The 26,631-nt window shown below is 33.0% G+C and carries 27 protein-coding genes and 1 pseudogene; 13 read left to right on the top strand and 15 right to left on the bottom strand.

Annotated elements, in window-relative coordinates; genetic code table 11:
* Nucleotides 1–62 precede the first annotated feature (62 nt).
* Entirely contained in the window at nucleotides 63–1,463 is a 1,401-nt protein-coding gene (locus tag Q1B05_RS11765) for an NAD-dependent succinate-semialdehyde dehydrogenase (RefSeq protein WP_299780886.1), read from the bottom strand.
* A gap of 226 nt (nucleotides 1,464–1,689) precedes the next feature.
* Here Q1B05_RS11765 and Q1B05_RS11760 point away from each other — a divergent pair, with 226 nt between their 5' ends.
* The 3 genes from Q1B05_RS11760 (at nucleotide 1,690) to Q1B05_RS11750 (ending at nucleotide 3,893) form a co-directional block, all read left to right on the top strand.
* Entirely contained in the window at nucleotides 1,690–1,866 is a 177-nt protein-coding gene (locus Q1B05_RS11760; protein WP_299780884.1) for an adenylosuccinate synthetase, read from the top strand.
* A gap of 102 nt (nucleotides 1,867–1,968) precedes the next feature.
* Nucleotides 1,969–3,261, top strand: a complete 1,293-nt coding sequence (locus Q1B05_RS11755; protein WP_299780882.1) for a hypothetical protein — start codon at nucleotides 1,969–1,971, stop codon at nucleotides 3,259–3,261.
* Between the two features lie 161 nt (nucleotides 3,262–3,422).
* Nucleotides 3,423–3,893, top strand: coding sequence for a nucleoside deaminase (locus Q1B05_RS11750; RefSeq protein WP_299780880.1), 471 nt, complete (start codon nucleotides 3,423–3,425; stop codon nucleotides 3,891–3,893).
* On the opposite strand, the gene Q1B05_RS11745 is transcribed toward Q1B05_RS11750, so the two are convergent.
* The 4 genes from Q1B05_RS11745 to Q1B05_RS11730 form a co-directional block, all read right to left on the bottom strand.
* Nucleotides 3,890–4,291, bottom strand: a complete 402-nt coding sequence (locus Q1B05_RS11745) for a DUF2809 domain-containing protein (RefSeq protein WP_299780877.1) — start codon at nucleotides 4,289–4,291, stop codon at nucleotides 3,890–3,892. The two genes, Q1B05_RS11750 and Q1B05_RS11745, sit on opposite strands and share 4 nt — an antisense overlap.
* Before the next feature lie 88 nt (nucleotides 4,292–4,379).
* Nucleotides 4,380–5,759: a cell envelope integrity protein CreD gene (creD, locus tag Q1B05_RS11740; RefSeq protein WP_299780876.1), complete on the bottom strand. Its 1,380-nt coding sequence runs from the start codon at nucleotides 5,757–5,759 to the stop codon at nucleotides 4,380–4,382.
* Nucleotides 5,760–5,836: 77 nt separating this feature from the next.
* Entirely contained in the window at nucleotides 5,837–6,133 is a 297-nt protein-coding gene (locus Q1B05_RS11735) for a transcriptional regulator (protein ID WP_299780874.1), read from the bottom strand.
* A gap of 29 nt (nucleotides 6,134–6,162) precedes the next feature.
* Nucleotides 6,163–6,771 carry a hypothetical protein gene (locus tag Q1B05_RS11730; protein ID WP_299780872.1) on the bottom strand — a complete coding sequence of 203 codons (609 nt, stop codon included), beginning with the start codon at nucleotides 6,769–6,771 and terminating at the stop codon, nucleotides 6,163–6,165.
* 322 nt (nucleotides 6,772–7,093) lie between these two features.
* On the opposite strand from Q1B05_RS11730, the gene Q1B05_RS11725 reads away from it, so the two are divergent.
* The 6 genes from Q1B05_RS11725 (at nucleotide 7,094) to Q1B05_RS11700 (ending at nucleotide 13,180) form a co-directional block, all read left to right on the top strand.
* Complete coding sequence (locus tag Q1B05_RS11725; RefSeq protein ID WP_299780870.1) at nucleotides 7,094–8,635, top strand: SLC13 family permease; 1,542 nt, start codon at nucleotides 7,094–7,096, stop codon at nucleotides 8,633–8,635.
* Nucleotides 8,636–8,833: 198 nt separating this feature from the next.
* Nucleotides 8,834–9,406: a Crp/Fnr family transcriptional regulator gene (locus Q1B05_RS11720; protein WP_299780869.1), complete on the top strand. Its 573-nt coding sequence runs from the start codon at nucleotides 8,834–8,836 to the stop codon at nucleotides 9,404–9,406.
* A gap of 89 nt (nucleotides 9,407–9,495) precedes the next feature.
* Entirely contained in the window at nucleotides 9,496–10,590 is a 1,095-nt protein-coding gene (locus Q1B05_RS11715; protein WP_299780868.1) for an alkene reductase, read from the top strand.
* A 24-nt stretch (nucleotides 10,591–10,614) separates the two neighbouring features.
* A complete protein-coding gene (locus Q1B05_RS11710) occupies nucleotides 10,615–11,040 on the top strand; it encodes an OsmC family protein (RefSeq protein WP_299780867.1) in 426 nt (141 codons plus the stop codon).
* Between the two features lie 3 nt (nucleotides 11,041–11,043).
* Nucleotides 11,044–12,102 carry an NAD(P)-dependent alcohol dehydrogenase gene (locus tag Q1B05_RS11705; RefSeq protein ID WP_159023317.1) on the top strand — a complete coding sequence of 353 codons (1,059 nt, stop codon included), beginning with the start codon at nucleotides 11,044–11,046 and terminating at the stop codon, nucleotides 12,100–12,102.
* A 247-nt stretch (nucleotides 12,103–12,349) separates the two neighbouring features.
* Complete coding sequence (locus Q1B05_RS11700; RefSeq protein ID WP_299780866.1) at nucleotides 12,350–13,180, top strand: phospholipase A; 831 nt, start codon at nucleotides 12,350–12,352, stop codon at nucleotides 13,178–13,180.
* Between the two features lie 80 nt (nucleotides 13,181–13,260).
* Here the strand turns inward: Q1B05_RS11700 and Q1B05_RS11695 are convergent, their stop codons facing one another.
* Nucleotides 13,261–13,557, bottom strand: a complete 297-nt coding sequence (locus tag Q1B05_RS11695) for a hypothetical protein (RefSeq protein WP_159023319.1) — start codon at nucleotides 13,555–13,557, stop codon at nucleotides 13,261–13,263.
* A gap of 8 nt (nucleotides 13,558–13,565) precedes the next feature.
* Nucleotides 13,566–13,721: a YqaE/Pmp3 family membrane protein gene (locus tag Q1B05_RS11690; RefSeq protein ID WP_038529340.1), complete on the bottom strand. Its 156-nt coding sequence runs from the start codon at nucleotides 13,719–13,721 to the stop codon at nucleotides 13,566–13,568.
* A 203-nt stretch (nucleotides 13,722–13,924) separates the two neighbouring features.
* On the opposite strand from Q1B05_RS11690, the gene Q1B05_RS11685 reads away from it, so the two are divergent.
* Together Q1B05_RS11685 and Q1B05_RS11680 are read left to right on the top strand one after the other, a co-directional pair.
* Nucleotides 13,925–14,794, top strand: a complete 870-nt coding sequence (locus Q1B05_RS11685) for a helix-turn-helix transcriptional regulator (RefSeq protein ID WP_299780865.1) — start codon at nucleotides 13,925–13,927, stop codon at nucleotides 14,792–14,794.
* Between the two features lie 120 nt (nucleotides 14,795–14,914).
* A complete protein-coding gene (locus tag Q1B05_RS11680; protein ID WP_299780864.1) occupies nucleotides 14,915–15,184 on the top strand; it encodes a hypothetical protein in 270 nt (89 codons plus the stop codon).
* Between the two features lie 469 nt (nucleotides 15,185–15,653).
* Here Q1B05_RS11680 and Q1B05_RS11675 read toward each other — a convergent pair whose 3' ends face one another.
* The 8 genes from Q1B05_RS11675 to Q1B05_RS11640 all read right to left on the bottom strand — a co-directional run bounded on the left by Q1B05_RS11675 (nucleotide 15,654) and on the right by Q1B05_RS11640 (nucleotide 23,300).
* Nucleotides 15,654–16,049 carry a hypothetical protein gene (locus tag Q1B05_RS11675; RefSeq protein WP_299780863.1) on the bottom strand — a complete coding sequence of 132 codons (396 nt, stop codon included), beginning with the start codon at nucleotides 16,047–16,049 and terminating at the stop codon, nucleotides 15,654–15,656.
* An 87-nt stretch (nucleotides 16,050–16,136) separates the two neighbouring features.
* Nucleotides 16,137–16,379, bottom strand: coding sequence for a hypothetical protein (locus Q1B05_RS11670; RefSeq protein ID WP_299780862.1), 243 nt, complete (start codon nucleotides 16,377–16,379; stop codon nucleotides 16,137–16,139).
* Nucleotides 16,380–16,391: 12 nt separating this feature from the next.
* The gene (locus Q1B05_RS11665; protein WP_299780861.1) at nucleotides 16,392–16,595 is read right to left on the bottom strand and encodes a hypothetical protein; all 204 of its coding nucleotides are present in this window, start codon (nucleotides 16,593–16,595) and stop codon (nucleotides 16,392–16,394) included.
* Between the two features lie 53 nt (nucleotides 16,596–16,648).
* Nucleotides 16,649–16,906: a hypothetical protein gene (locus Q1B05_RS11660; RefSeq protein WP_299780860.1), complete on the bottom strand. Its 258-nt coding sequence runs from the start codon at nucleotides 16,904–16,906 to the stop codon at nucleotides 16,649–16,651.
* A 1,233-nt stretch (nucleotides 16,907–18,139) separates the two neighbouring features.
* Nucleotides 18,140–18,766: a hypothetical protein gene (locus tag Q1B05_RS11655; protein WP_299780859.1), complete on the bottom strand. Its 627-nt coding sequence runs from the start codon at nucleotides 18,764–18,766 to the stop codon at nucleotides 18,140–18,142.
* 232 nt (nucleotides 18,767–18,998) lie between these two features.
* Entirely contained in the window at nucleotides 18,999–20,753 is a 1,755-nt protein-coding gene (locus tag Q1B05_RS11650; RefSeq protein ID WP_299780858.1) for a DUF262 domain-containing protein, read from the bottom strand.
* A 160-nt stretch (nucleotides 20,754–20,913) separates the two neighbouring features.
* The gene (locus Q1B05_RS11645) at nucleotides 20,914–21,858 is read right to left on the bottom strand and encodes a hypothetical protein (protein ID WP_299780857.1); all 945 of its coding nucleotides are present in this window, start codon (nucleotides 21,856–21,858) and stop codon (nucleotides 20,914–20,916) included.
* Between the two features lie 695 nt (nucleotides 21,859–22,553).
* Nucleotides 22,554–23,300: an arylesterase gene (locus Q1B05_RS11640; RefSeq protein ID WP_159023329.1), complete on the bottom strand. Its 747-nt coding sequence runs from the start codon at nucleotides 23,298–23,300 to the stop codon at nucleotides 22,554–22,556.
* A gap of 26 nt (nucleotides 23,301–23,326) precedes the next feature.
* On the opposite strand from Q1B05_RS11640, the pseudogene Q1B05_RS11635 reads away from it, so the two are divergent.
* Nucleotides 23,327–24,015, top strand: a pseudogene (locus Q1B05_RS11635) (ABC transporter ATP-binding protein).
* A gap of 47 nt (nucleotides 24,016–24,062) precedes the next feature.
* Nucleotides 24,063–26,558 (top strand): FtsX-like permease family protein, encoded by a 2,496-nt coding sequence (locus tag Q1B05_RS11630; RefSeq protein ID WP_299781306.1) that lies wholly within the window; start codon nucleotides 24,063–24,065, stop codon nucleotides 26,556–26,558.
* Nucleotides 26,559–26,631: the final 73 nt, after the last annotated feature.

Here is a 26,631-nt window from a genome sequence, read left to right as displayed (position 1 = left end):
TAAAAAAAACGCTCTAATCATATTGATTAGAGCGTTTTATAATAATTGAGATAGATGGTCTATTATTTTGTTTTACCTATGGTAATGGCTTTAATATTTACAAATTCTTTCAAACCAAATCCTCCATGTTCTCTTCCGTAACCAGAATCTTTAACGCCACCAAAAGGCATTTGCGGATCGGCTAAACCAAAAGTATTGATAAAGACCATTCCGGTATCGAAATATTTATCTGCTAAATGTACAGCGCGTTTAACATCTTTAGAAAAGATTCCTCCTCCAAGTCCAAAACGACTATCGTTGGCTATGCGCATGGCATCTTCATCGTCTTTGGCTCTAATTAAAGCGGCTACTGGTCCAAAAAGCTCATCGTCGTAGGCGGGTTGTCCTGGAGCAACATCTCCTAAAACAGTTGCTGGATAATAGTATCCGTTACCTTGTTTTGGAGCACCACCACATAATATTTTGGCGCCTTTATTTACACTTTCTGTTAGTTGTTCGTGTAATTTGTCTCTTAAATCGGCCCTTGCCATTGGTCCTAAGTCGGTGTCTTTTGCTTTAGGATCTCCGAGTTTTAACTCAGACATAGCTTTTACAAACGCTTCTTTAAATTTATCATATATCGCATCTGTAGCTATAAACCGTTTAGCAGCAATGCACGTTTCTCCGTTATTGTATATACGACCTTTAACAGATTCGGCTACAGCAAGCTCAATATCTGCATCTTCAAAAATTAAATAGGCATCGTTACTTCCTAATTCCATAACAGATTTTTTTAATTGTGCTCCTGCCTTTTCTCCGATAATTTTACCTGCTTCAGGGCTACCTGTTAAGGTTACACCACGTACTAATTTGTTTTTAATAATCGCATCAGATTGGTCGTGATTAATAACCAATACAGTGAATAAACCATCTGGTAAGCCTGCAGCTTTAAAAATAGATTCTAAAAGTTTTGCAGTTCCTGTTACATTCGACGCATGTTTTAATAATATACTATTTCCTGCCATTAAATTAGTAATGGCATAACGAATAACTTGGTAAGAGGGATAGTTCCAAGGTTGTATACCATATATAATACCTATAGGCGAGTAGGTAATACGTCCTTTAAAGCCATTAGATAATTCACGTTCTTCAGGCTTAAGTATGATTTCAGCTTCATTTGCAGCATATTTACAAACGGCAGTACAAATATCTATTTCTTGCTGACTTTGGGTAAGGAGTTTACCCATTTCGTCGGTCATAAGTTCTGCTAACTCCGTTTTATAATGTTGTAATTCTTCACCAATAGCTTGTATAATTTTGGCACGTGCTTCAAATGGTTGGTGTCTCCAATCTAAAAATGCTTTATGCGAGGCTTCTATTTTTTCGTTCACAGTGTTATCTGTCATATAGGTATATGTCGATAACGGTGTGCCATTTGTAGGATTAATTGTTTTAAATGTGTTTTTTTTTGTTTCAGTCTCCATGTTCTTTGCTTTTTGTGTTCACTTGGCACTTTATTATGCCTTAACATAGTGTAAAGGTAGGATTGGAACTCATCCTATCTTTGCTCTATTCTAATAGATGTTAACGCAAATGCAAAGTATCTGTTATCTTTAAAAATATTACAGTATCTTAACATTACAGTATCTATAATCAATAGCTTTTAATAGAGCTTAAATATATTTTACTTCATATAAACCAGAAAAAATTATGATAAATACAGCATATAAATTATTAGCACAATTGCCTTTAGGAACTCCGAACCCAGATGATAATACGCCTATAGATTTTACAGATCCGTTCGATGTTATTGTCTTTGTAATTCTACCCATACTCATGGTAATCTTTTATGTGATTTGGAAAAAGAAACAGAAAAATAATAAATAACATTTATTACCTAATCATTTGTTATCATTAGTATTTTTGCTAGATGTTTAGTTCTTTTATATGGAGGGCGTGACTATAGTAATCTACAATTTATAACCTGCTATGAGTATTATAAATACATTTTTTGGGAACAATCAAGCGCATAATAATCTGTTTCCTAAGCCAACAGCTAATGGCGAAGTAAGCATAGAAAATAATATATTAATTTGCCAAGATTATAGCGAAAGGAGTATATATAACAGCTTGGTTAATCTGGACGATTTACAATATGCTTACATTAATTTAAAGGGGGATGGGGATAATTACTTGTTTCTTTTCGATCACCATCAAAACGATATTCCTGTAACGTTTAAAGGTTTTAAGGAAGTATACACTCAATTGTCGCAGAGATTTCATTTTAATAATGATGTGTTTTTTCATAATGTTCATAAGTCAGAGCGTTATAAAAAGAGAATCTGGATACGTAAATATCCTAAAAATTATACGGTTTTAACTGAAAATTATACAGATTATAATGCTGGTTATGAGATTCAATCAGAACCAAAAGTATTTCTTTCATGGGAAACGACTTATGCCGATATACAACAAAATCCGCACGTTTATTTTGAAACATCTCCTTACAATCAAAAACTACTAAAATTTAAATATCCTGTTCGTATTGGGAATATTATACTAAACACCCTGCACGCGTATTTTGATAATCCACGAACCGATGTTCCTGTATTGCACTTTTATAGCCATTGCTATAGCGCATTAGGTACAGACGATAGTTATTACGATTTAAAAAGGGTACTTCTACAAGATGTGTTTAAAGATCAAACGTTTAATGGATATGAAAGAGACGATCAGAAAAATCTAATATTCAATTTAAATAACATCAGTTTGTCTATTTGTTATACATACGATTCGAAGTGGCAATTTGATGCAGGTAACACCTCTATAACTATTAAGAATAACAGAGAATATCCTAAGTTATTAATGGATGAAGCGTATGAGAAAGACATTGTAATTTCTAACGTTTTAACTTTACAAGGCGATTTTAATTGCCCTAAAGATTACATGAGAAACGCGCGTATTACATACAGACCAAATGCTATAACGGCAGCGTTTCAAGCGACAACTATTATTTGGACAGATACGGCGAATAATAAAATTGGATGCTCTGCTAAGGGATATGCACAAACATTTGATATCGCAGAAATAGATTCGTTTAGTATTCGTAATATCTTGCCCGCTAGAGGTAGAGGAGGTTCAGAATTATATATAATAACAACTGATAAAACATATCACAGCGTTTTAAGAGGAGTATGCAAAGCTTTCGATAATTATGTAGAAAATATTGAACAATTAACCGGTAAAAAAGTGACTTTCGAGAAGGAATATTACGATTGTTAAGAGTTTCCGTTTTTGGTGTCTCTAAAACACTGAATGTGATATGATTTCTAATTTTTTGATTGAAAATAGCTGTTTTTTTGACTTATTTTAAAATAAAATAGTCATTTTTGAATTCAGAATACAACCTACTACGTCGTATTCTATATAAAATTACAAAGACCATGTGCAAAGAAAAATTTATGAAAGAAGCTGTTAATGCAGCGTTACGGGGAATGCATAATAACGAAGGCGGACCCTTTGGTTGCGTTGTTGTTAAAGACGGAAAAATTGTTGGACGTGGTAACAATAAGGTCACATCAACTAACGATCCAACGGCACATGCAGAAGTTACAGCGATTAGAGATGCTTGTAAAAACCTAAATACATTTCAATTAGAAGGGTGCGAGATTTATACCTCTTGCGAACCTTGCCCGATGTGTTTAGGTGCCATTTATTGGGCCCGTCCAGATAAAGTGTATTACGGAAGTAATCAAGAAGATGCTGCAAATATAGGGTTTGATGATGCCTTTATTTATAAAGAAATTCCGTTGCCATACGAGAAACGCAGTATTCCGTTTACACAACTTGCTAGAGATATTGCTTTAGAGCCTTTTCAGGAGTGGACTAAAAAAGAAGATAAAACAGCATACTAAATAATTATTTTATCACGTTTAATTACTGGTAATTTATATTTTTTTCCAAGAGTGGTATCTATTATAATTATAGTAAATACACCCAAGGTGTAGGCTAATAAATCACCAAAACTAAAGGTGCTTCCAAAAACAATACGAGCTATTCTGCTTTTGTATAAACCTGTGAGTTCTAAAAAAGGAGTGAGTTGTAGGGTTTCAATCATAAAAGAAAATACTAAAACTCCAATGCCTAGTGTTATAGGTTCAATATGGAATACAGATTTAACTAAAACGTAAACGCCTATTACAGCTAAAAAATCTCCAAATGTATGGCGAATAAATCCGGAAGTTGTGGCGATTAATAGTTCTGTACAAAGTAGTAAAACAAATGCGATAAAATATTTAAGGTTGAATGTCATTAGTGCCTTTTTAGTTCTTAAAGATGTTTATTTAATGATTTAAAAAAAGTATCAAGCCTTATAAAACTTGATACTTTTTTTGTGACTATTATTCTCCGTTTTGCCAATCTATTTTTCTGGAAGCATACATTACAGCAGCTAAAATTGCAAATAAACCAATACTTCCAACTAATAAAGCGTAGCTCTCTAACTGTATAATTACAAATATAAAAGTGTATAATATGGTTAGTGAAAGCCCAATAAAGAGTGGGAATTTTACATTCTTTAAAATCGATTTAGAATACAGTGTAATCAGAACAATAACAGATGCACCAGCAATTACATACGCTTTTAAATAACTACTATGTTCCGAAATAGAAATCAGTAAGGTATAAAACATGGTTAATGCAATACCAATCATTAAATACTGAAAGGGATGAATATTAATTTTACTCATAGTTTGTATTAAAAAGAAGATTAAAAAGGTTAATCCAATCACTAAAAAGCCATATTTCGCAGAGCGTTCACTTTTCTGGTACTCATCTACTGGAATCATAAAATTGACACCAAAAGCATACTGTTTCAAATCTGGAAGTCCATTAAAAGATTCCTGAGAAAACGGACGGTTTATATCTAATACTTTCCATTTGGCATTAAAACCATCAGTAGTTATTTTATCAGAATTCTGAGGTAAATATTCCCCTAAAAAATTAGCTGTTTTCCAATCAGACTGAATATTTACATTGGTTTCTTTCCCAACAGGAATAAAACGTATTTGCTTACTTCCGTTTATATTTATATTAAGATTAAAACGCACATCATTTTTAATGGGTAAATCGGTTTCTTTTAGCGATTTACTTTCTAACTTATGTAATCTTATCTCGTCTAAATAACCCGTGTTTTCTTCCTGATATTTAGATTCTAACGGGTATTTACTTTCATTAAATGTAATTTCAACCAAACTGTTCACACCTTTTAAATTAGAGGTTTCGACAATCAATTTCGCCTTATCCCATAAAATGTCTTCGTCTTTAATATCCTGTTCACTAAAATCAGGCTTAGTAAAACTACCCGCAAGATCAATGTTACTTTTATATACAGCAGTTTTATAAATACCACGTTGTTTTTCTTCCGGATTTATGGTTGATGTAATATCAAGTTTATTCGGAAAAAAGTAAGCATAATTCGTAGAGGTGTAGCTTTCCTTTTTACTCTTTTTAGTGGTTTCATCATAAATTTCTTTAATATGATGTATTCTATAAGGCACTTTTAAAATGGGGCCATATAATAAAACTTCGTTTCCCCATTTCTGATTAATTTCATTAACAACCTCTTCTTGTCTATCCATTCTCTCATGGATTAGACTTTTTATAAACGAAAGCGGAATGAGTAGTATTGATGTTAATAGTCCCACCATTAACATTCTTGCGGTAATAGAAGTCTTTACCCATTTTCCAATTCTACCTGGTTGCTGATTTTGTTTTTCCATTTTTATAGTTTTATTTTTTAGTATTTATACGTTTAAAAGAACTTTGAAATTCAAAGTTAATAGGTAAATAAAAAAAGCTAAGTGTTTTTAATTAACTTTTCTAAGGCATTAATATGTTTCTTAAACTCTTCTTTTCCTAGGGGAGTAGCAAGATATCTCGTGTTTGGTTTTCTTCCAATAAATTGTTTTTCCACGGTAATAAATTCTACTTTTTCTAGAGCCTTTAAATGGCTAGCCAAGTTACCGTCTGTACATCCTAACAATTCTTTAAGCATTTTAAAATCGGCATACTCATTCACCATTAAAACCGACATAATTCCTAGCCGAATTCTATGATCAAAAGCTTTGTTAATGTTTAAAATAATGTTTTTCAAAATAAGTAGATTACTTTATAAAATGGTAATTAATTTTTTTCATATTTAAAATACATAAAAACACCGTAAATAATATGCATAAATCCAAAACCAATCACCCAAAACCAAAACCCTAAACCAGGAAAGAGCGCGCTAATTAAGCCCAAGCAAATTTCTATTAAGCCTAAATATTTTATATACCCCAAGGTATGTTTAGACGCATTGTATAAGGCTACACCATAAAAAATAAGCATTAAAGCACCAGTACGTCCGTACTTTCCTTGACTTAAAATAATTAAGATGTATAAACCTCCTGCAACAAGCGGGATTAAAAAACTGGCTAATAAATTTTTAGTCGTTGCATTCCAGTAAGATTCTTTATTTTTATTAGCTCTTTTGGTGGTTAAAAAAACTGAAGTGCCTACACTTAAAACGAGTACAATTAGTAAGTCTAATAAAACCAATCTAAATACTTTTCCATCTAACATCAATGTACCATAAGAAAAAGAGTTGACTAACCAATAGGCATAGCCTGCGCCAATTAAAGCATAAATTCCTGCTAAAATACCCGATATACCACTTAAAGAAATAAATCGTGATGATTTACTCATTAAATTTTTAATTTCCGAAATGTCGTTTAAATACTTCTCTGTGCTCATTTGTAAAGAACTTTGAAATACAAAGTAAATTAAAATAAATGTATTGTACAACTAAATTTTTAAAAAGTATGTGGGCGTTACCTAAAGGTCGGGCTTTACATTATATCTTTTTATTTCGAAAAGAAATTAAAAAGGATGCCATTTCAATCCCTAACGCAAAACAATAAAACGAAATAAGATTCAAAAGTAATACCTTTTTTCAATTATAAAAAAGCATTTATTAAGCCGAAAGTCTAAGAAAATAATAATAAAAAACATTAATTATTGCGGGTGTGGTACGGAAAGTTTATCTTTTCTACGAATTAACTAAAACCACGACTTTATGTCAGCCATTGAAACGAACACAGAGATTAATATGAAATTAATTATCTCTGGACTAATCGTCTTTTTTACCATTATTTTCTTTGTCGATTTACAACCCGGGAAACCAGAAGTAACCTATACCGCCGCTATTGCATTTTTAATGGCATTTTGGTGGGTTACAGAGGCTTTACCTATCGGAATCACCTCATTTCTCCCCATTATTTTATTCCCAACTCTTGGTGTTTTAGATGGAAAAGACATTTCAGACGCCTACATTAATTATGTTATTTTTCTATTTATAGGTGGTTTTGTTATGGCCTTGGCTATGGAAAAATGGGATCTTCATAAACGTATCGCTTTAAAAATACTCTCTATAGTAGGAGGGAGTCCGTTTAGAATTATGCTAGGGTTTATGTTGGCCTCATCATTTTTATCGATGTGGATGTCTAACACCGCAACAGCTATGATGATGCTTCCCATTGCGTTTTCGGTAACCTCAGCTTTAGAAGAAGTGTATGGTGAAGGAAAAATAAGCTCGTTTGCAGCAGGTTTATTGCTATCAATTGCACATGCGTGTTCTATAGGCGGAATTGCAACGCTGGTTGGAACACCTCCTAATTTATCTTTTTTAAGAATTTTTGAAATTATTTATCCTGGTGCTCCAGAAATCTCTTTCGGACAATGGATTACCTTTGCGTTTCCAATAACAGTCATGATCTTTTTATTCTCACTGTTTTTACTATATTTTACATACCGCCCAAAAGGGACTGTAGAGAAATTAGACAAATCGTTTTTTAAAGACAAATATGATGCATTAGGTGTTATAAGTGTCGAGCAAAAACGGGTATTTGTGTTGTTTTTGTCTTTAGCGCTGTTGTGGGTATTCCGATCTAATCTTAATTTAGGCTTTGTAACCGTTCCAGGATGGAGTACTGTTTTTAAAAATCCTAAGTTCTTAAACGATGGTACAGTTGCTATTTTTGTCGCCATGTTGTTATTTATTGTGCCTTCTAGTAAAAAGAAAGAAGCTCTAGTGAGTTGGAAAATCATGGTTAAACTGCCTTGGCACATCGTGTTTTTGTTTGGTGGTGGTTTTGCCTTAGCTAAAGGGTTTATCGATTCTGGATTATCTAATTATGTGGGCGGACTTTTAGGCGCAACCAAAGGCATGTCTGCTATTAATCTAGTCGGAACTTTAACCTTACTAATGTCTACACTTACAGAATTTACCTCGAATACAGCAACTACCGAAATGCTTTTACCTATAGTGTCTGGTTTAGCTTCAGAAATAAAAGTGAATCCATTATTAATTATGATTCCAGTAACCTTAGCAGCGTCTATGGCCTTTATGTTACCTATAGCTACGCCACCCAACGCGATTGTATTTGGAACAGGAAAACTGAAAATGATACAAATGATAAAAACAGGAATTATTATAGATATTTTTGCAACCATAATTATTGTGTTAATGACTATCTTTTGGGGAACCATTATATTCGATATCGATCCAAGTGTGTTTCCAGAATGGGCAGAGCAATCTGTAAAAGTTATTAAGCATTAAATAATATTATAAATCTCCTTATTATCATGTAGTTAGGTGTGGATACTTGAAGAGGTTATGTTGTTTAAAATAGGAATGAAATTCAAGTTATAGTTGTTAATTTTAATGATGTGTTTTTATTCAAAATCACAATTAAAATTAACAGCCTATACACACTTAATTATTGCTTTAATCCAAATCATTTAGCATCTTTGTATCATGCATACAGCAATAACAAAACACATACAACACTTAGTTAATCCAACCGAGATTGATATACAGAAATTTCTTTCTATTTTAAATGAAGTCTCAGTATCTAAAGGGGCGTATTTATTAAAACCAGCAACCTATGTAAAGCACGAATATTTTGTAGTGAAGGGCTGTTTAAAAGCCTATTATATGGATGCGAAAGGTAGTAAACACATTTTACAATTTGCGGTAGAAAACTGGTGGATTGGAGATTTTGAAGCCTTTTATAATCAAAGCACTTCAAATTTATATATAGAAGCTGTAGAAGATGCGCAATTGTTATCTATTAATCACGATGCGCTTCAAATGCTTTATGAAGATGCTCCCATTTTCGAGCGTTATTTTAGAATATTAATCACTAAAGCATTCATATCTCAGCAGAAACGCATCTTATCTACACAAGAAAAAAACACCAAAGAGCGCTATCTCGATTTTTGTAAATCCTACCCAAGTATAGAGCATAGAGTCGCGAATTATGATATAGCCAATTATTTAGGCGTAACCCCAGAGAATTTAAGCCGGGTAAGAACCTCTTTAAAGTAGTTAATTTTATCACAATTGATATAGATCAATGAGATTGGTTAAGCTGTCCTGTAATTTTGTTAGTATTAACAATTAAAAATATTACAGACATGTCTAAACAACAGCTCTTAACTCCATATCATAAAAATATAAATCTTAAAAACAGAATCGTTATGGCACCTATGACGCGTAGTCGTGCCGATAACGAAGCTAAAGTCCCAACAGACGCATTACAAGGTTTGTATTACGAACAACGTGCGTCTGCTGGTTTAATTATTACCGAAGGGTCTCAGGTCTCTGAACAAGCCGTAGGATATATTCATACGCCTGGTATTTACTCTGAAGCACAAGTTGAAGGATGGAAAAAAGTAACCAAACGTGTACACGATCAAGGCGGTACTATTTTTATTCAGTTATGGCATGTGGGACGTATTTCACATCCTGATTTTCATAATGGAGACTTACCTGTTTCAGCTTCAGCTATAAATCCGCATGCAAAATCATTCACTCCAGAAGGGTTTAAAGATACGGTAACGCCTAAAGCGATGTCGATAGCAGATATTAAGCAAACGGTTAGCGATTTTAAAAACGCCGCAGCAAATGCCGTAAAAGCGGGATTTGATGGTGTCGAAATTCATTCCTCTAATGGGTATTTATTTCAGCAATTTTTTAACGCATGTTCTAACACCAGAACAGATGAATATGGTGGAAGTATAGAAAACAGAACCCGTTTCTTCTTTGAGGTATTAGATGCTATTAAAACCGTAATGCCTCAAGAGCAAGTTGGTGTGCGTTTTAATCCGTCTTTACACGGCATGTTTGGTATTACAATAGATGAAGAGACCATTCCAACATTCGAATATATCATTGAAAAATTAAACGATTACAACTTAGCTTATGTGCATTTATCAGAACCGTTTACAGATGTGTCTGATGTGCCGTTTGCAGTAATAAATATTGCTAAACATTTCCGACCATTATATAAAGGAACGTTAATGATAAACAACGCCTTCGACCAAGAGAAAGGGAATAAAGTACTAGAAGATGGCGATGCCGATTTAGTAGCTTATGGTAAGTTGTTTATCTCGAATCCAGATTTAGTAGCGCGATTTGAAAACGATTTGGAGTTAGCCGAATGGGATCAAGAGACCTTCTATACGCAAGGCGAAAAAGGATTTACAGATTATCCTAAAGCGTCAAAATAAACATAAATAATTAAAATAAAACCTATGAAATTTACAAGACAAGCACATGCAGGATGGAAAGGAAGTGGAAAAGATGGACAAGGACAGCTTACCACAGGAAGTAAAGTTCTAGATCACACGCAATATTCTTTTAAAACCCGTTTTGAAGATGGTGAAAAAGGAACCAATCCAGAAGAACTAATTGGTGCAGCTCATGCAGGATGTTTTGCGATGCAATTAAGTTTTTTGTTAAACGAAGCCGATTACACAGCAACAACTTTAGATGTAGATGCATCTGTTAATTTTGAAGATGGTACCATTACTAAAATCATCTTAAATTTAGTAGGCGATGTACCTAATATAGATGCAGAAGAGTTTCAGCAAATAGCACATGAAGCGAAAGCCGTGTGTCCTATTTCAAAACTATTGAACACAGAAATTGAATTAAAAGTAACCTTAAAAAACATATAAATTTTGTCTACAACAACAGTAAAAGCATATGGTGCAACAGCATCTACAGCAGATTTAAAACCATTAGATATACAGCGTAGAGCTGTAGGAACAGACGATGTAAAGATTGATATTACGTATTGTGGTGTATGCCATAGTGATATACATACCGTAAGAAACGACTGGAAAGGATCGACATATCCCGTAGTACCTGGACACGAAATTATTGGTCGTGTTACAGAAATAGGTTCTGGCGTAAGTCGTTATAAAGTAGGCGATTTAGTTGGTGTTGGATGTATGGTAGATTCTTGCCATACTTGTGCCTCTTGCGCACAAGATTTAGAACAATTTTGTGAAAACGGAACCACATATACCTATAACAGTCCTGATAAACATCTTGAAGGTTTACAAACCTATGGAGGGTATTCAACAGCTGTTGTAGTCGACGAAAAATTTGTACTTCGTGTACCAGAAAATTTAGACGAAGCAGCTACTGCACCATTATTATGTGCTGGTATTACCACTTGGTCGCCTTTAAGTCACTGGAACGTGAAAAAAGGAGATAAAGTTGGTGTTATTGGCCTTGGTGGTTTAGGGCATATGGGTGTTAAATTTGCAGCAGCATTAGGAGCGCATGTAGTTATGATTACTACGTCTCCAGAAAAAGGACACGATGCTAAACGCTTAGGTGCGCATGAAGTATTGGTGTCTAAAGATGCAGACGATATGAAAAAGCATCAAGGAAGTTTCGACTTTATATTAAATACCATTCCTGTAGGTCATGAAATGGATCCGTACTTAGCATTACTTAAAATAGATGCCACTATGGTATTAGTAGGTGCTGTAGAGCCCTTAAAACCATTCCATGGCGGAAGTCTTATTGGCGGACGTAAACGTGTTGCAGGATCTCTAATTGGTGGTATCAAAGAAACACAAGAGATGTTAGATTTCTGTGGAGAACATAATATTACTAGTGATATAGAGCTTATTGATATGCAAAATATTAATGACGCTTACGAACGTGTGACTAAAAACGATGTGAAGTATCGCTTTGTTATCGATATGAAATCGCTTAAAAAATAGTCCTTTTTTTAAGTTTAATACAAATTAGCAGTACCTAGAGTTATTTAGGTGCTGCTTTTGTGTGTATAGACAGATTTCAATTCGATTAAAACTTTAACCAAACAGATTAAGGTAACCTTATAATATTTCACACCTTTGCAAAACATTACCCGTGTTATATAAATCAGACTGTTTATACATATGTACTGTCTATTTTTATTTTAAGCAAGGGCATTTAATTCGCTTAAATATCTAGTCCTTTTTATTTATGAAAACATACTATCTCGTCTTCGGTTTTTTTTTAATACTCTTTAATACTTATGCTCAAACCTATACTAGGGAGGAGGTTAATACTAGTATTAAGGAAAATCCGTCCTTTACAATTCATGAAGACAATTATCTTATTACAGGGGTGCCAACTAACACGGCAATAAAGTCTAGCACAGCAGATATTAAATACCAAATTAGTTTTAAGCAACTTATCTCTAGAGATCCTATAATCTGGGATTCGTATATGTTTTTAACCTATACCCAAAAAGCCTTTTGGAACATTTACGAGTTTTCTAGTCCGTTTCAGGAAATAAATTTTAATCCTACTATTGGCTTAAGAAAAGTAATTTACGATGAAACAGACCATGTAAAGGGGGTGGCTTCTATAAAGCTGAATCACGAATCTAATGGTCGAGACAGCATTTATTCTAGAAGTTGGAACCGATTAAGCATGAAATATGCTACAAATTTAAGTCATAAAAGTATATTAAGCGTAGAGGTGTGGGCGCCTTTTGGCTATCAGGACGATAATTCAGACCTGTTAGAGTATGTTGGTTTGGGGCAGGTTACATATTCCCACGAGATTACACCAGACAAGCTTAATTTTGAAATAGCCGTTAAAAAAGGCTTGAATTTAGATTGGAAAGGTGCCGTAAGATCGCGTTTGTATTATAATCCGTTTAAAACTAAAAACCAATACATCATGTTAGAGTGGTTTGCCGGATATGCCGAAAGCCTTATTGCTTACGAGAAGTTTACCAGTATGGTGCGTATAGGATTTGTTATAAAAACTAACGAATTAGATTTCTTAAAACCCATGATAAAATAAATTTAAATACAATAAATCCCTTAAACATATGTTTATGCTTAAGGGATTTAAAATAATACTCAAAGAGGTCTTAAAAATTATTAATCATCCTTAGTATTATCTATATCTAACTCTAGGTTTTCATTATCTGCACTACCTAAACTATAATGTTTATTCTCTTCATCTTTAGGAGGTTTTCCATTTGTTAATGGTCTTGCAGGACTCGCGCCTGGAATATCTAAATTCTCGGCAGCAAAATCAGGTGCGTTCTCACGCTTCTTTAAAAGCTCATCGTCTCCGTTATCTTGTCTTAAATGTCCTGATTTATCGCCTAATATTTGTTTATCTGCTTCAGTGATTTCTGGATTGTAAGGCATTTTCTTATCGTTTGTTTTCATAATATATATTATTTACTGTTTACATAAAAGGCATGTATTACACCAGGTAACCATCCTAAAAGGGTTAGTAAAATGCTTACTAGTAATGTGGTACCAATACCGTGTTTTAAAAATACAGCTACAGGTGGTAAAAGGATACTAAGTATAATGGTGAGTAACGACATGGTCTTTGTTTTTTATGTTAGACTCAAAATTACATATTACATCTGCGGGGTATTAACTGAAATCATTTAAATATTGATGCTTTTAATAGGTTGAGTATGCTTTAAAAAAGCACGTTCATTTTTTTGAATGTTTTTAGAAAATAAACTAACATTTAAAATCGAAAAAAACCTATGTTTGCGGTTTCAAAATAATCCCGATATACGTGGTCTCAGATATTAAAAAGTATTGGTTTAAAACAGGAATCCTTCATGAATTTGAAGTTGAAAACCTAGGGAATTTATATGCCAAATCTTTTAATGAGTTAACAGTACCTCATAGAACCGAATTTTACCAAATTATATGGTTTAAAAAAGGAAGTCCTAAGCATATGGTCGATTTTAATCCGATAGAGATTAAACCAAATTCAATTTTGTTTGTCGATAAAAATAGTGTGCAGTGCTACGATAGTGATACACCTATAGATGGCGAAATCCTTTTGTTTAGCGATAACTTCTTTTGTAAAACAGAGGCCGATACTAAGTTTTTAAGAAGTTGTATGCTTTTTAACGATTTACATGCGCTTTCTAATATTGAGTTAAATACTGGGTTAACAAAGGTCTTTAATAGCTTCTTTCAGCTAATAAAAACAGAATTAAAAACGAATGCCGATAGCTTTCAATCAGATATTCTTAGAGGGTATCTTCAGAATATTTTATTGATTTCTGAACGCGCACGACAACACAAACAAATTACCAAAATAAATAAAGGACCGGACCTAGAGATTGTTATTCGGTTTCGTGATTTATTAGACCGACAGTTTCACGTTTTAAAATCGGTTAGTAAATATTGTATGCAGTTAAGCGTCTCAGAAAAACGTTTAAATGCAGCAACATTAAAAATAATGGCTATCACGCCAAAACAAATGATAGATTCAAGAATTATTTTAGAAGCAAAACGTTTGTTAGCGCATACTACAGATAGTGTTAAGGAAATAGCATACACACTTGGTTTTGAGGAACCTACAAATTTTGTGAAGTATTTTAAAAAGCATCAACAGGTAACACCTTTAGAATTTAGAAATAGGTTTAAATAGTTTTTTTAAAAATGGCGTAAAATTACCATTTTTAGATGCTTTTGTATCATTTAAAATAAGGTCTCTTACAAGACATTTGCACTTTAATATAACAACAAAAATAGAATCAAATTTAGTGAAATGAAATTGTTAATAGATGTATTAGGGTGGTCAGGTTCTGGCTTTCTAGTTCTAGCATATGGACTAACCCTTATAGAAAACAATAAGTACGTAAACTACTCTAAGTACTTAAATCTTTTTGGAGCCATTATAATAGCCATTAACTGTTATTATTACAATGCATTACCGTCTTTTGTTGCCAATTTAATTTGGAGTGTAATGGCTACTATGACCTTATACAAAGAGAAAAGTAAGCATCATCATTTCCTGAAACCGAAGCTTAAAGTTTAAGCGTTTCAAGAGGTGTAAAATTACCATGCTCCGGATTTTTTTTATCATTTTTATCAGATAAAAATAAATTCAAATAACACATAAAATCTAAATTATATATGTACTGTATTTAAGTCTTAAAAATATAGTTGTACAACATAAAAAAGGGTGCCATCTGGCATCTTTTTTTTGTTTTATAGAGCGGTGTAAAAAAAGATATTGGAAACATGATGATTATCACTTTGTAATTCAGTTAAAAATCGGTCATAACTGAAAGGAAATACTCTAAATTTACTGTAGATGTACTATTCATGATTTTAAAACAAAGAGCGCAGAAAACGACCGTACTTTGTGTCTAGTCATTCACTGCAATTTTTAAACACTTTGTTTTCTGTATTGTTTTTGTGAAAATGCTGTTTAAAGCTATGTTTAAGATTAACTTATAATACTAGTAAATCAGAAACTTTTAGCTATAAATAAACTTTTAATGTTAATTAGATCCTTTTCTGTTTTTCTCAAAATGATTTCGAACAAAGGCCTCCTTTTCATTTTGAGTCATTTTGTCTGCAGACTCAATATCAATTCTAATATCTTTAAAATGTAAATCTTTGTTTAAAGAATTATGTAATTCTACCTTGGCATTTGTAGGACCAAATAATAGTACATGTTTATGTTTTAAAATCTGAGTGCCTATTTTGTTATAAAAATTTTCATGCATTTGTTGTCTTTTGTTGTGCATAAGACTTTCACTCCTATATAAGGCTTCTTCCTTGGTTTCTGAAGTAAATTTTGAATCAATATTGCGACATTCGTTATTTGAATTTGTATCAATCAAATTAGCTGTTGAATGATCCATCCAGATACCAAGATTGTTATTTGTTTTCATATTGTTGAGTTTTAATTCTTTTTAAGGTTCCGAAGCCTACTTGCTTCAAAGGTTTTTATTGTGTTAAAAGCACTTATTGCAGCGTATTTATAGCGTTTTATTTGCTCGAATAGGGATAGCAATAGGTGTCATGCCTTCAATTCTACATGCTTTCATATCCGAGGCATCATAAAAATTATCTTTTTTTGCACCTATAGGTATACGTTCATTTTTTATTCTAGTAATATAAGTCTCTAAACGTTGTAAGATTTTAAATGTTTGATAATTAAACACATCAGAACTGTTTTTTACGCGATTAATCGTTTTGTTAATAATTATTTGGATTGTCATATTTAAAGTTTTTTAATGCTCTTTAGCATACGTTTTTAATATATTATTTAGGGAATCTAGATAATCTTTTAAAGCTTCTTTATTTAATTTTTCTTCCTTTTTAAGGGGGATGCCTCTTGGTATTTCATTAATGTACTTGATTAGTTCTGGATTCTCCTTTTGAATCTTTATTGTTATTAATCGTATGTTTTCATTGAGTTCATCTTGAGATTCCATTTTTTATAATTTAAGGTCTTAATAAAATTGCTTTTAACTTATAATCTACTGAATTAGTCGGCTATGGTATGGTAATTCATAAATTTGCTTTGTGCCTTGTTGGCAAGATTAAAATTAGCATGCGCAACTTTTGTACTTTGTGCTGCTTTTTTAAGATTGCCTTCCTGAAAATGTATAGCTGCTTTTAAATGGTTTTTTGCAGCAAGTTGTAAATACGCTGCTATTTTTCTGTGGTTTTTAATCTCTTCAATGTTTTTACTTATGAATTTGGTAGAAATCTGTGTTTTATTACTTTTTATAGTGTTTTTCATTTGTTGCTTTGTTGTTTTTTAATGGTGGGTTCATTAACCTTATCCTTTTTGTTTAGTTGGTTGGTATTGCCAGTCGGATTTGTGGGATTAGTCTGTTCTTTTACTGTTTTGAATTTCTTTCTATCTTTAATTATCCCCATGATTATGATGTTTTTAATGTTCTATCATAGTATAAGGCTTTAATCCTCTAACATTGCCAATACTATCTTAAAACAAGGGATTATATTAAACTAGCTAGTGTAGTAACATATTTTATGAGTGTTATATCTAGGAAAATATGTTATGTAAGAAGGTTGGTTGTAAAGACAAATTACTTTGTTATTTTAAAAAAGAGGTGTTCAAAATTATGCAACTATGATTTGGAACGTATGCTCTTTATCACAGCTACTCCAGGCAAACGAAACACACTATTGGCTATTCTACCTAGAAATCCTGTTATATACAGAGACTCATAGCCATACTGGAGTAAAAAAAGAGTTTTTTTACTTTTCTATATCAAAAGCTTTGTCGTAAAGTATTTGGTGACCTCGAAAATGTATATAAAACTTTGAGAAAAGAATAAAAACCCACATTAAGTTTCATTGTTATTAGTGCTGGTATTTAATAGTAATAGAAGTAATATATTTTTATAGGTAATGGCAATATATAAGTGTTTTAGTAATATTTTTGAGGACTTAAAGTGATAAATATAAGTCAAATATAAAATCCATAAGGATTTTAGAGACCAGTGTTTAAGGTAATTAATTATATGCGTAGAGGTGCTAATAGTTATTTTTTATTCAGTGAAGTTTTCAATTCAATAAAAGTTGTCCAATCAAATGAGTTATAATTTTTTACGATTGTTTGAAAACGATATTAGTTCCGATTTGTTAATTAGTTCGAAGTTAACAATGTATTTAGTTTTTTTCTAAATCATCTAAGCTTTTATTCTCCTCATCAGAAGCCCGATAACGAACAACTATAATGCCTTTTTTATCAATTAAAATGTATGTTGGAATGGGGTGGCAATGTATCGGAAACGTAAACGTTGGAACTGTCACGGTAACTTAAAATTACATATTCAGTATTAGAACCTTCTATCTTTCCATTTAAAGAAAAAGCTTTGGGATTAGGCAATCAAAAACTCCAAATTCATTATTTATGTGCAGTTTTAATAAATATAAACAAAACTTTGAGAAAGCACATTACCCACATTAAGCTTAGCCGGTGTTGTCACTTTTAATGTAAGTGTTTTTAATTTTCATTTAAAAACTTATTAAAGTTTGATAAACTTAATAACAAGGAAAGTCCTTTCTCATATTTCATTTTATATACAGCGTCATTTGCTTCGAAAACAAACTCCCATTTATTACTATTGTTAGTTTCTGGGTCATATAACATCCCAATTTGAAATTTGTCTCTAACTGAAATTTTGTAAATAGTGAATTTCTCTTGTGGTTGATATGAATACGTAATAATCTCATTAAGGAAATTTAAAATATTACTCATATCATTTTTATCTAGAAAAATATATCCACTTTTTTCAATGTTACTATAAGTAATACTTTTAGATACTCCCCACAAACCACTAACATTTCCAAATGCGATTGATTTGCCAGCTTGTATAATTTCATTGGTATTTATATCTACTTCAACACCATATATAGTTGAATCTGTTTTAAGATCTTTTAATTCAATTAGTTTAAACGTGATCACACGTGAGTCAGTCCCAAAAAATGGTCTAAAACTCTTAGAATCTGAATCTAAGATAGTATACTTAATCTTATTTATAGAGTTTAAATCTTCCTGAGTATAGGATTTAAATGCAGAACTGATAATTAAAATAGTACACAATAATAATTTTAAGGTAATATTACTCATGTTATAATATTGAAAATGTTATTAATTATACCAATATTCAGTATAAGAAACGTAGGGCAGGTGATAGGCACTTTCGTTTCGGTTTATTACTTAGCTAAATATAAATATTTTGCTTTTATCTTTTTTTCTTAAAATGCCAAGTTTTATATTTAGCGGACTTTGTAAATACGCACAGACTTTGAATTTAGCACAAACGCCCTATGTTTTTTATACATTGTTGGCAACAGTTTTTCTAATCAAATAACTTACTTATTGAAATTAGCTTAGGTCCATCTAATTCTATAGTTTTAGAGTTCTCTCTGATAAAACTTGATTTTCCTATAAATGAGAGTTCCTTTTGTTTTGGAATTCTTAATCTAATTATAGTCATACCTTTATAATCAATAACATCAAGTTGACTTAAAACTTGACTTTTTAATGGTTCAGTTAAATCTGATTTTGATATTTTTCCCATTAATTTATTAATATAATTGTCAAGGTTTCCTTTCAATAATTTCAGTTCTCTGTCAATTCCGACAATGTATCTTTTGTTGATTGTTTTGAATTCAATTTTATCTAATGTTTTCACTCTCTCTGCATCAGCTTCTTTGTCAGCAACACCAATAAATAAAAATCCATCTTCATCTGGCCCAACATTAGCAATACCACAGATTGTCTCAATTATCTCATCGTATAATTTTTCATTTAGTTTTCTTTTGTCTGATAAATCAAAGAAACCTTGTTTACATTCATATCGGTTTGATTCAATTTTTGCACGTCTAATTGAATTTTCAAAATCTAACGCAAGACCTGAACCGTGTCTCAAAACAGGTGGGTCTTTTTTAACGAAATGTTTTTGAATTAAACCAGTTGTAAGATTTATGTTTTGTTCTCTATCTGCTGTAACAGAATAGTTAGCAGTTGATGTCATTTTCTTCTGTAAATCTTTTAATGCTAAAACAATTTGTGCATTGTCAGCAGGTGATTTTTCTTCCTTAACAATAAGATGAAAAAATGCCATAAAAATTGAGAAAAATGATTCTTTTACTGGGTTTCGTGATTTAGCGTTAACAGTATTTATAATGGTTGTTCCTTGCTCTTCAAAAACATCTTCAATGATTGAAAATGTTACTTTAATTTCGTGCATTAACCTATCAACTCCATACTTTGTCAATAATGTATTGAATTCAATATTTACATCCGATTTACTTGTGTAGATTTTATTAAATAAATCCCTACTTTTAGCAAGAGGTTCATCTTTAACAATGGTAGCAATTAAATCCAAAATCATTTCTTCATCCTCACTATCTCTTAATTGTTTTTTCCAGATCACTCCGTTTTTACACCAAAAAATTTCTTCTGCGATAAGACCATAACCAATTTTTTCGCGATTTGAATCAATACTAATCTCTGGCATTTCTGCTAGATTTAAAATATCTTTTGAAGAATCTCCTCTTATTTCAGAAGATACTTTTCTTACAGTATCCGCTAATACATCAAGCATACCTGCTTGCCTTTTTTCTTGGGGACTTAGCTGTTTACCACCTGAATTAATCCTACCAAAAATGTCTGTAATTTCCGATTCATTATCAGTTGGATATATTGTAATAGCTAGTTGGTAATCTAAGAAATTAGCACAAATTTTTGGGTCAAGTAAATCTTTCTCATCTGTTATGGCAGTAAATAAGCCTTCTTCAGAAGATTGTTTTGCCCTTGAAGATTGTTTTGTGTCAAAATATTTTCCGTTTATAGGAAATCGATTTTCGATAAATGAAATTATTGCGTTTAATCTTTGTAGTCCATCTATAATTTCTAATTTTCCGTCATCTGTTTGGGCTAATAAAATTAGTGGAATAGGTAGGTCATTAATAATACTGTCAATTAGATATTCTTTTTCATCAACTGTCCAAACAAGTTTTCTTTGATACTTTCTGTTTACTAAAAATTTACCTTCCGAATAATTTCGATAGGCTTCTTGTAAACTCATTCCTCTAGGTGTGATACTCATTTTCTTCTTGTTTTTTCAAATTGCTGCTAACGTGTTTGTATATGGTTTGTTGCGTGGTTAAGAACGTAATTTAGCAAATAAAAACCGAATAGAAAATCCGCGAGGGTTTTCGTAAGCAGGCTAGAACTAGCAATAAATTATATACGGTGTTGGCAACAGTTTATTTTCTGTGATACATTCTTAAGTTTTGTCCATTTATTAATATAAATCCTAAATTTTTATAGCCTTCCATTAATCCATAATCTATACTATCATAAGAATACATTTTCAAGATTTGATTTCCTTTATCATCTTTAAACCAATCAGAAAATTTGTATGGTTTATCAAATTCAATTAATTTTTCAATTCTATCGGTTTTTAATTTACCAAAATAGGAATTTGTCTCATTGCCATATAAAACATAAAGATTACCATTAACTTCTGTAGTTGTATAAATTTTAAAATCAGATGTAAATAAAGTTTTTACTCCTTGATTTTCTTTCTCTGAATAACTTATATCAAATTTAAAATCTGATTTGTAAAGTTTTTCAGGGTTTTCAATTATTTTTATTTCGTTTCCGATTGTTATTAAATATCCTCTATCAGTTCCAATAATATTATAATTACAAGTTGAAGCAAATTCATAAGCTAAATTCGTTTTTTTATTTTTAAATATTGTTGAAGCTCCCCATTCGCCATTACAATTTGGATAAATTATATAATTCTCATCCTCAAATATATTTATACGTGTATTATTGATTTCGTTGAAATCTGCTACATAATTTTCTAATAAAAATGTTTTTCCTGAAAACGAATGTTCTTGTTTTAGATATAGTTGGCTATTATTTACTCTTAAATCACAGTAAAACATCGATACTGCATATTCAGGTAAAAACACATTTTCCACAAATTCGGCGTTCAAGTCAAATACTTTCATAGATTTAAATCTACCATTAGTATTCCTGCGTTTTGTATCAAACATCACATATAATTCATTTTTGAAAAATGCAACATCAACCAAACGTCCATTATCAGGAATATTAATTGTATCTGTGATAATTTTAAACTCTTGACCGTAAATAAACAATGAATTTAATATTAAAAATGCTGAGATTATGTTTTTCATAAAACTTTGAGTAATGTTTTTGTTATTAATTTTTTTGCGGAATGAGTAGAATTGTTGCCAACTCCTTTTATCCAATATAAACATAGGGTTATCCCGATAAAACAATTGGATATTGTTAATTTTATGTCTAAATATATTACTTAATACTAAAAGAAGAGTATGGATAACCGTAAAACACACAATGTTTTAGCTTAAATAAATTAAAAGAGCACTAGTAAAACACGATTTATGTATACGACTAGTGCACTTTTGTTTACATACTAATTTAAGGCTTGTTTTTTGGTAACTGTTGTATGGCTATTTTACTCGTGTTTATTTGCTTTGTAGCAGTATGGTTTGTATGGCTATTGGTGCTATTTTCCTGTTGTAAGTTCGGCTAAAATTTTCAATTTAAAAGGTTCACTGTGACGTCTAATTACTTTGTTATTTTTGTACATAAGGTTTAAAATTATGTAGCCTTTTTTCTGGGTAAGACAAAATTCATTACAACTCCTTTTATACCAAATAAACATAGGTTTATCCCGTTAAGAGTACGTATTATAATTACATCTTAAAAATAAAACAATTTAACCTAAGATAAGTACTGTAAAACCGTAATTACTCGATTTTATTCAGGTATAAGTGTGAATGTGCACTCTTAGGTGATACTAATAGAAAACATAATTTGTAGTGCACACATGTGCTTGTAAGGTGTATTACGATTTCACCATAGGACCAAGTACATCCCAAACGGTATATGCAACTAGCTTATGACCTTCAATATTAGGATGAATACCATCGCCTTGATTCAGTTCTGGTTTACCTCCAACTTGTTCTAAAATAAACGGAATAAAGGCAATATTGTTTTCCGAAGCTAAATCTATAAAGAGTTGTTTAAAATCTGTAGTATATGCGGTTCCCATGTTTGGAGGCATTTGCATGCCCGCCAGTATAATTTTTGTATCTGGACTTTTAGCACGAACCACATCTATAATGTGTTGTAGGTTGGCTCGTGTTTCAGTAACGGGTACGCCGCGTAAGCCATCATTCGCCCCTAATTCTAATAAAAATATGTCTGGGGTTTGTTTAATTACCCAATCAATTCTGCTTTTTCCGCCTGCACTGGTTTCGCCACTAACTCCCGAATTAATCACGGTATACTCCAAGTTTAATGCATTTATAGTGTCTTGTAAAATCCCAGGATAGGCATCATCTGTATTATCTAATCCGTAACCAGCAGTAATACTATCTCCAAAACATAAAATGGTTTTGTCTTTTGGTTGTTCCGCTTCAGTCGATGTAACGGTAGTAGTTTCAGTTTTTTGGTCTTTGGCTTTTTCCGCTTTGCCATCACCACAAGAATACAGGGCTAGGGCTAAAATAAAATAACAAAACTTTAAGAGTTTAGAGACCCTAAACCCGGGGTGATTTGATTGCAATTGTTTATTTTGAGCCTCGCACATAAATAGTGATTTAAATTAAAGATTAGATGTCAAAGATATTAAAGATAACTGGGTTAGAAAAAACTTATACCAGCGGTAACAAACAATTAACGGTATTACACGACATTTCGTTTGATGTCGAGCAAGGGCAAATATTTTCTATTGTTGGACCTTCTGGAAGCGGAAAAACCACCTTATTGGGTTATGTGCAGGTTTAGATCAGGCTAACGGTGGTACAGTGGAATTATGCGGACAAGATTTAGCCACGTTGAATGAAGATGAACGCGCACAATTACGAAACAAAAACGTGGGGTTTATATTTCAGAATTTTCAGCTTTTACCTACGTTAACGGCTTTGGAAAATGTGAGTGTCCCTTTAGAACTGCAAGGCGATAAAAACGCCACTCAGGTAAGTTTAGATTTGCTAGAGAAAGTCGGTTTGGGCAGTCGTGTGCATCATTATCCGTCGCAGTTGTCTGGTGGCGAACAGCAACGTGTGGCTTTAGCACGTGCGTTTGCTAATAAACCAGCGATATTATTTGCCGATGAACCTACGGGGAATTTAGATGAAGAAACTGGAGAAAAAGTCATTCAATTGCTTTTTGAACTGAATGCAGAACACGGCACTACTTTAGTGATTATTACCCACGATTTAGAGTTAGCCAACCGCACCCAACACATCTTAAAACTTAAAGGTGGAAAAATTATTACGAACCAACCCACTACAGCACTTTGATAGATTCTAACACCTCAAAAAACATACAACTCCAATGGCTTTTTAAAATGGCTTGGCGGGATGCCAAAGCGAGTAAAGTCCGTTTACTATTATTTATGGCCTCGATTATTTTGGGAATTGCTGCGGTGGTTTCCATTCAATTATTCAGTTCTAATTTACAGGATAATTTAAAGAGCCAATCTAAAACCTTAATGGGTGCCGATTTTATAATCGATTCCAAACAAGAACCGACAGCGCGAGCACAAGCCATTATCGATTCGTTACAACCGCAGGCTTCCGAAGTGAATTTTGTGTCCATGATTGCCTTCCCTAAAAGTGGCGGAACCAAATTGGTAAAAGTTCAGGGGATTGCAGGTGATTTTCCATTTTACGGTGAAATCGATGCCGAACCTGCTTCTGCATCAACCACGTATCAGACCTCAGGTGGTGTGTTGGTTGATGCCACACTCATGATACAATTTAATGTAAAAGCTGGTGATTCTATTAAAATCGGGGAACTGACGTTACCTATAGTAGGGGCTTTAAAATCTATGCCGGGGAACTCGGGCATTTCCAGTTCTGTAGCACCTCCAGTGATTATGCCACGGCATTTGGTAGCCGCTACCAAGCTGTTACAGTTTGGAAGTCGGAAAGAATACCAGTATTACTACAAAGTATCGGACACGGTTAATTTAAAACGTTTAGAAGACCGTTTAGAACCACTATTAGATTTAGAAAATGCCGATTTAGATACGCATACCGGAACCTCTAAACGTTTAGGTAAACGTTACGAGAATGTGGGGAATTTCTTAAATCTAGCGGCCTTTATAGCGTTGTTACTAGGCTGTATTGGGATTGCGAGTTCGGTACATATTTACATTAAAGAGAAGCTTAAAGCCATTGCCGTTTTAAAATGTATGGGCGCCTCTAGACTGCAAAGTTTTTTGATATTCCTCATTCAAATTGGAGGTATCGGGATTCTTGGTGGCGCTATAGGGGCGTTAATAGGTGTGGGGCTACAGTTGGTATTTCCGTATTTATTACAAGACTTTTTACCCTTTACATTAGAGATTTCCATTTCGGTAGTACCCATTTTAATCGGGATCTTACTCGGCTTGTTTATGTCGGTGTTATTTGCACTCTTACCTTTATTACGCACCTGGTTTGTATCGCCTTTAGATGTGTTACGGGTGAGTGAAGATGGGGCACAAGAGCCATTATGGGTACGTCTTTCTGTATTTACAGCCATTTTAGTATTTCTGTTTTTATTCTCGTTTTGGCTGATAAAAGATGCTCTTTATGCGCTTTCATTTGTAGGAGCCACGGTAATCACTTTTGCTTTATTAGCAGGTGTTGCCATCGGATTCACGCGTTTAATCAAGCGCTATTTTCCAAAGCATTGGAGTTTTACAGCCAGACAAAGTGTACTGAATTTATTCCGACCAAACAATCAGACCGTCGTGTTAGTGATTGCCATTGGATTGGGAACATTTTTAATCAGTACCCTATATTTTACCAAAGACATTTTATTGGCAAAAACCGAAGTCGGCGCCCAGTCCGATAGCGCTAACATCATCATTTTAGACGTGCAACCAGCCCAGCGCGCGGCCATTTCGCAACGCATACAATCTAAAAATTTACCTGTGCTTAGCGACATCCCGTTAGTAACGATGCGCATGCAACGGATTAACGGACAATTGGTAAACGACATCCGCCAAGACAGCACACGCCAAGTGCGCGGTTGGGTGTTAAGTCACGAATTTAGAACCACCTATCGCGATACCCTAATCGATTCGGAAACCCTAATAGCAGGGGAGTGGACGCCGAGATTAGATACTGGTGAACCGGTGGTGATTTCTATTTCCGATAACCTCGCCAACGATGCCAATTTAGAGGTAGGCGATCCCGTAGTTTTTAATGTACAAGGCGTGCTTATGGAAACTACGGTGGGAAGTATCCGTCAGGTCGATTGGTCTCAAGTGCAACTAAACTTTACCGTGGTCTTTCCGGCTGGCGTGTTAGAAGACGCGCCACAGTTTAATGTGTTAACCACGTTGGTGCCCGACGAAAACAGTTCGGCTGCCTTACAGCAAGATTTGGTGAGCCGTTTCCCGAATGTCTCTATTATCGATTTACGACAAATATTTACGGTGGTAGAAGGCATCTTAGAAAAGGTCTCTTGGGTGATTAGTTTTATGGCGTTTTTTAGCATGTTTACGGGGATTATTGTGTTAATAGGATCTATACGCACCAGTAAATATCAGCGTATTAAGGAAAACGTATTATTACGAACGCTAGGCGCTAAGAATATCCAAATCTTAAAAATTACAGCTTTAGAATATCTCTTTTTAGGACTTTTAGGAAGTGTGGTTGGTTTATTATTAGCCTTGGCAAGCAGTTTATGTTTGGCATTGCTAGTCTTTAAAGAACCCTTTGTGCCCTCTATCATTCCGTTTGTAGTCTTACTACCAGGCATTACGCTATTGGTATTAGTTATAGGCTTAAGCAATATCCGTACGGTACTAAAAAGCTCGCCATTAGAAGTCCTTCGGAAAGAAGCCTAAGCTATGTCTGTTTTTTACAACGATTAGCACGTTATACATTATTAGAATATTATACCTTAATCAGGGTTTTAAG

The sequence above is a fragment of the uncultured Formosa sp. genome, assembly GCF_947500765.1.
Taxonomy (GTDB): Bacteria; Bacteroidota; Bacteroidia; order Flavobacteriales; family Flavobacteriaceae; genus Formosa.
Note: the sequence above shows the minus strand (reverse complement) of the source record. Positions and strands in the feature narration are given on the sequence as shown.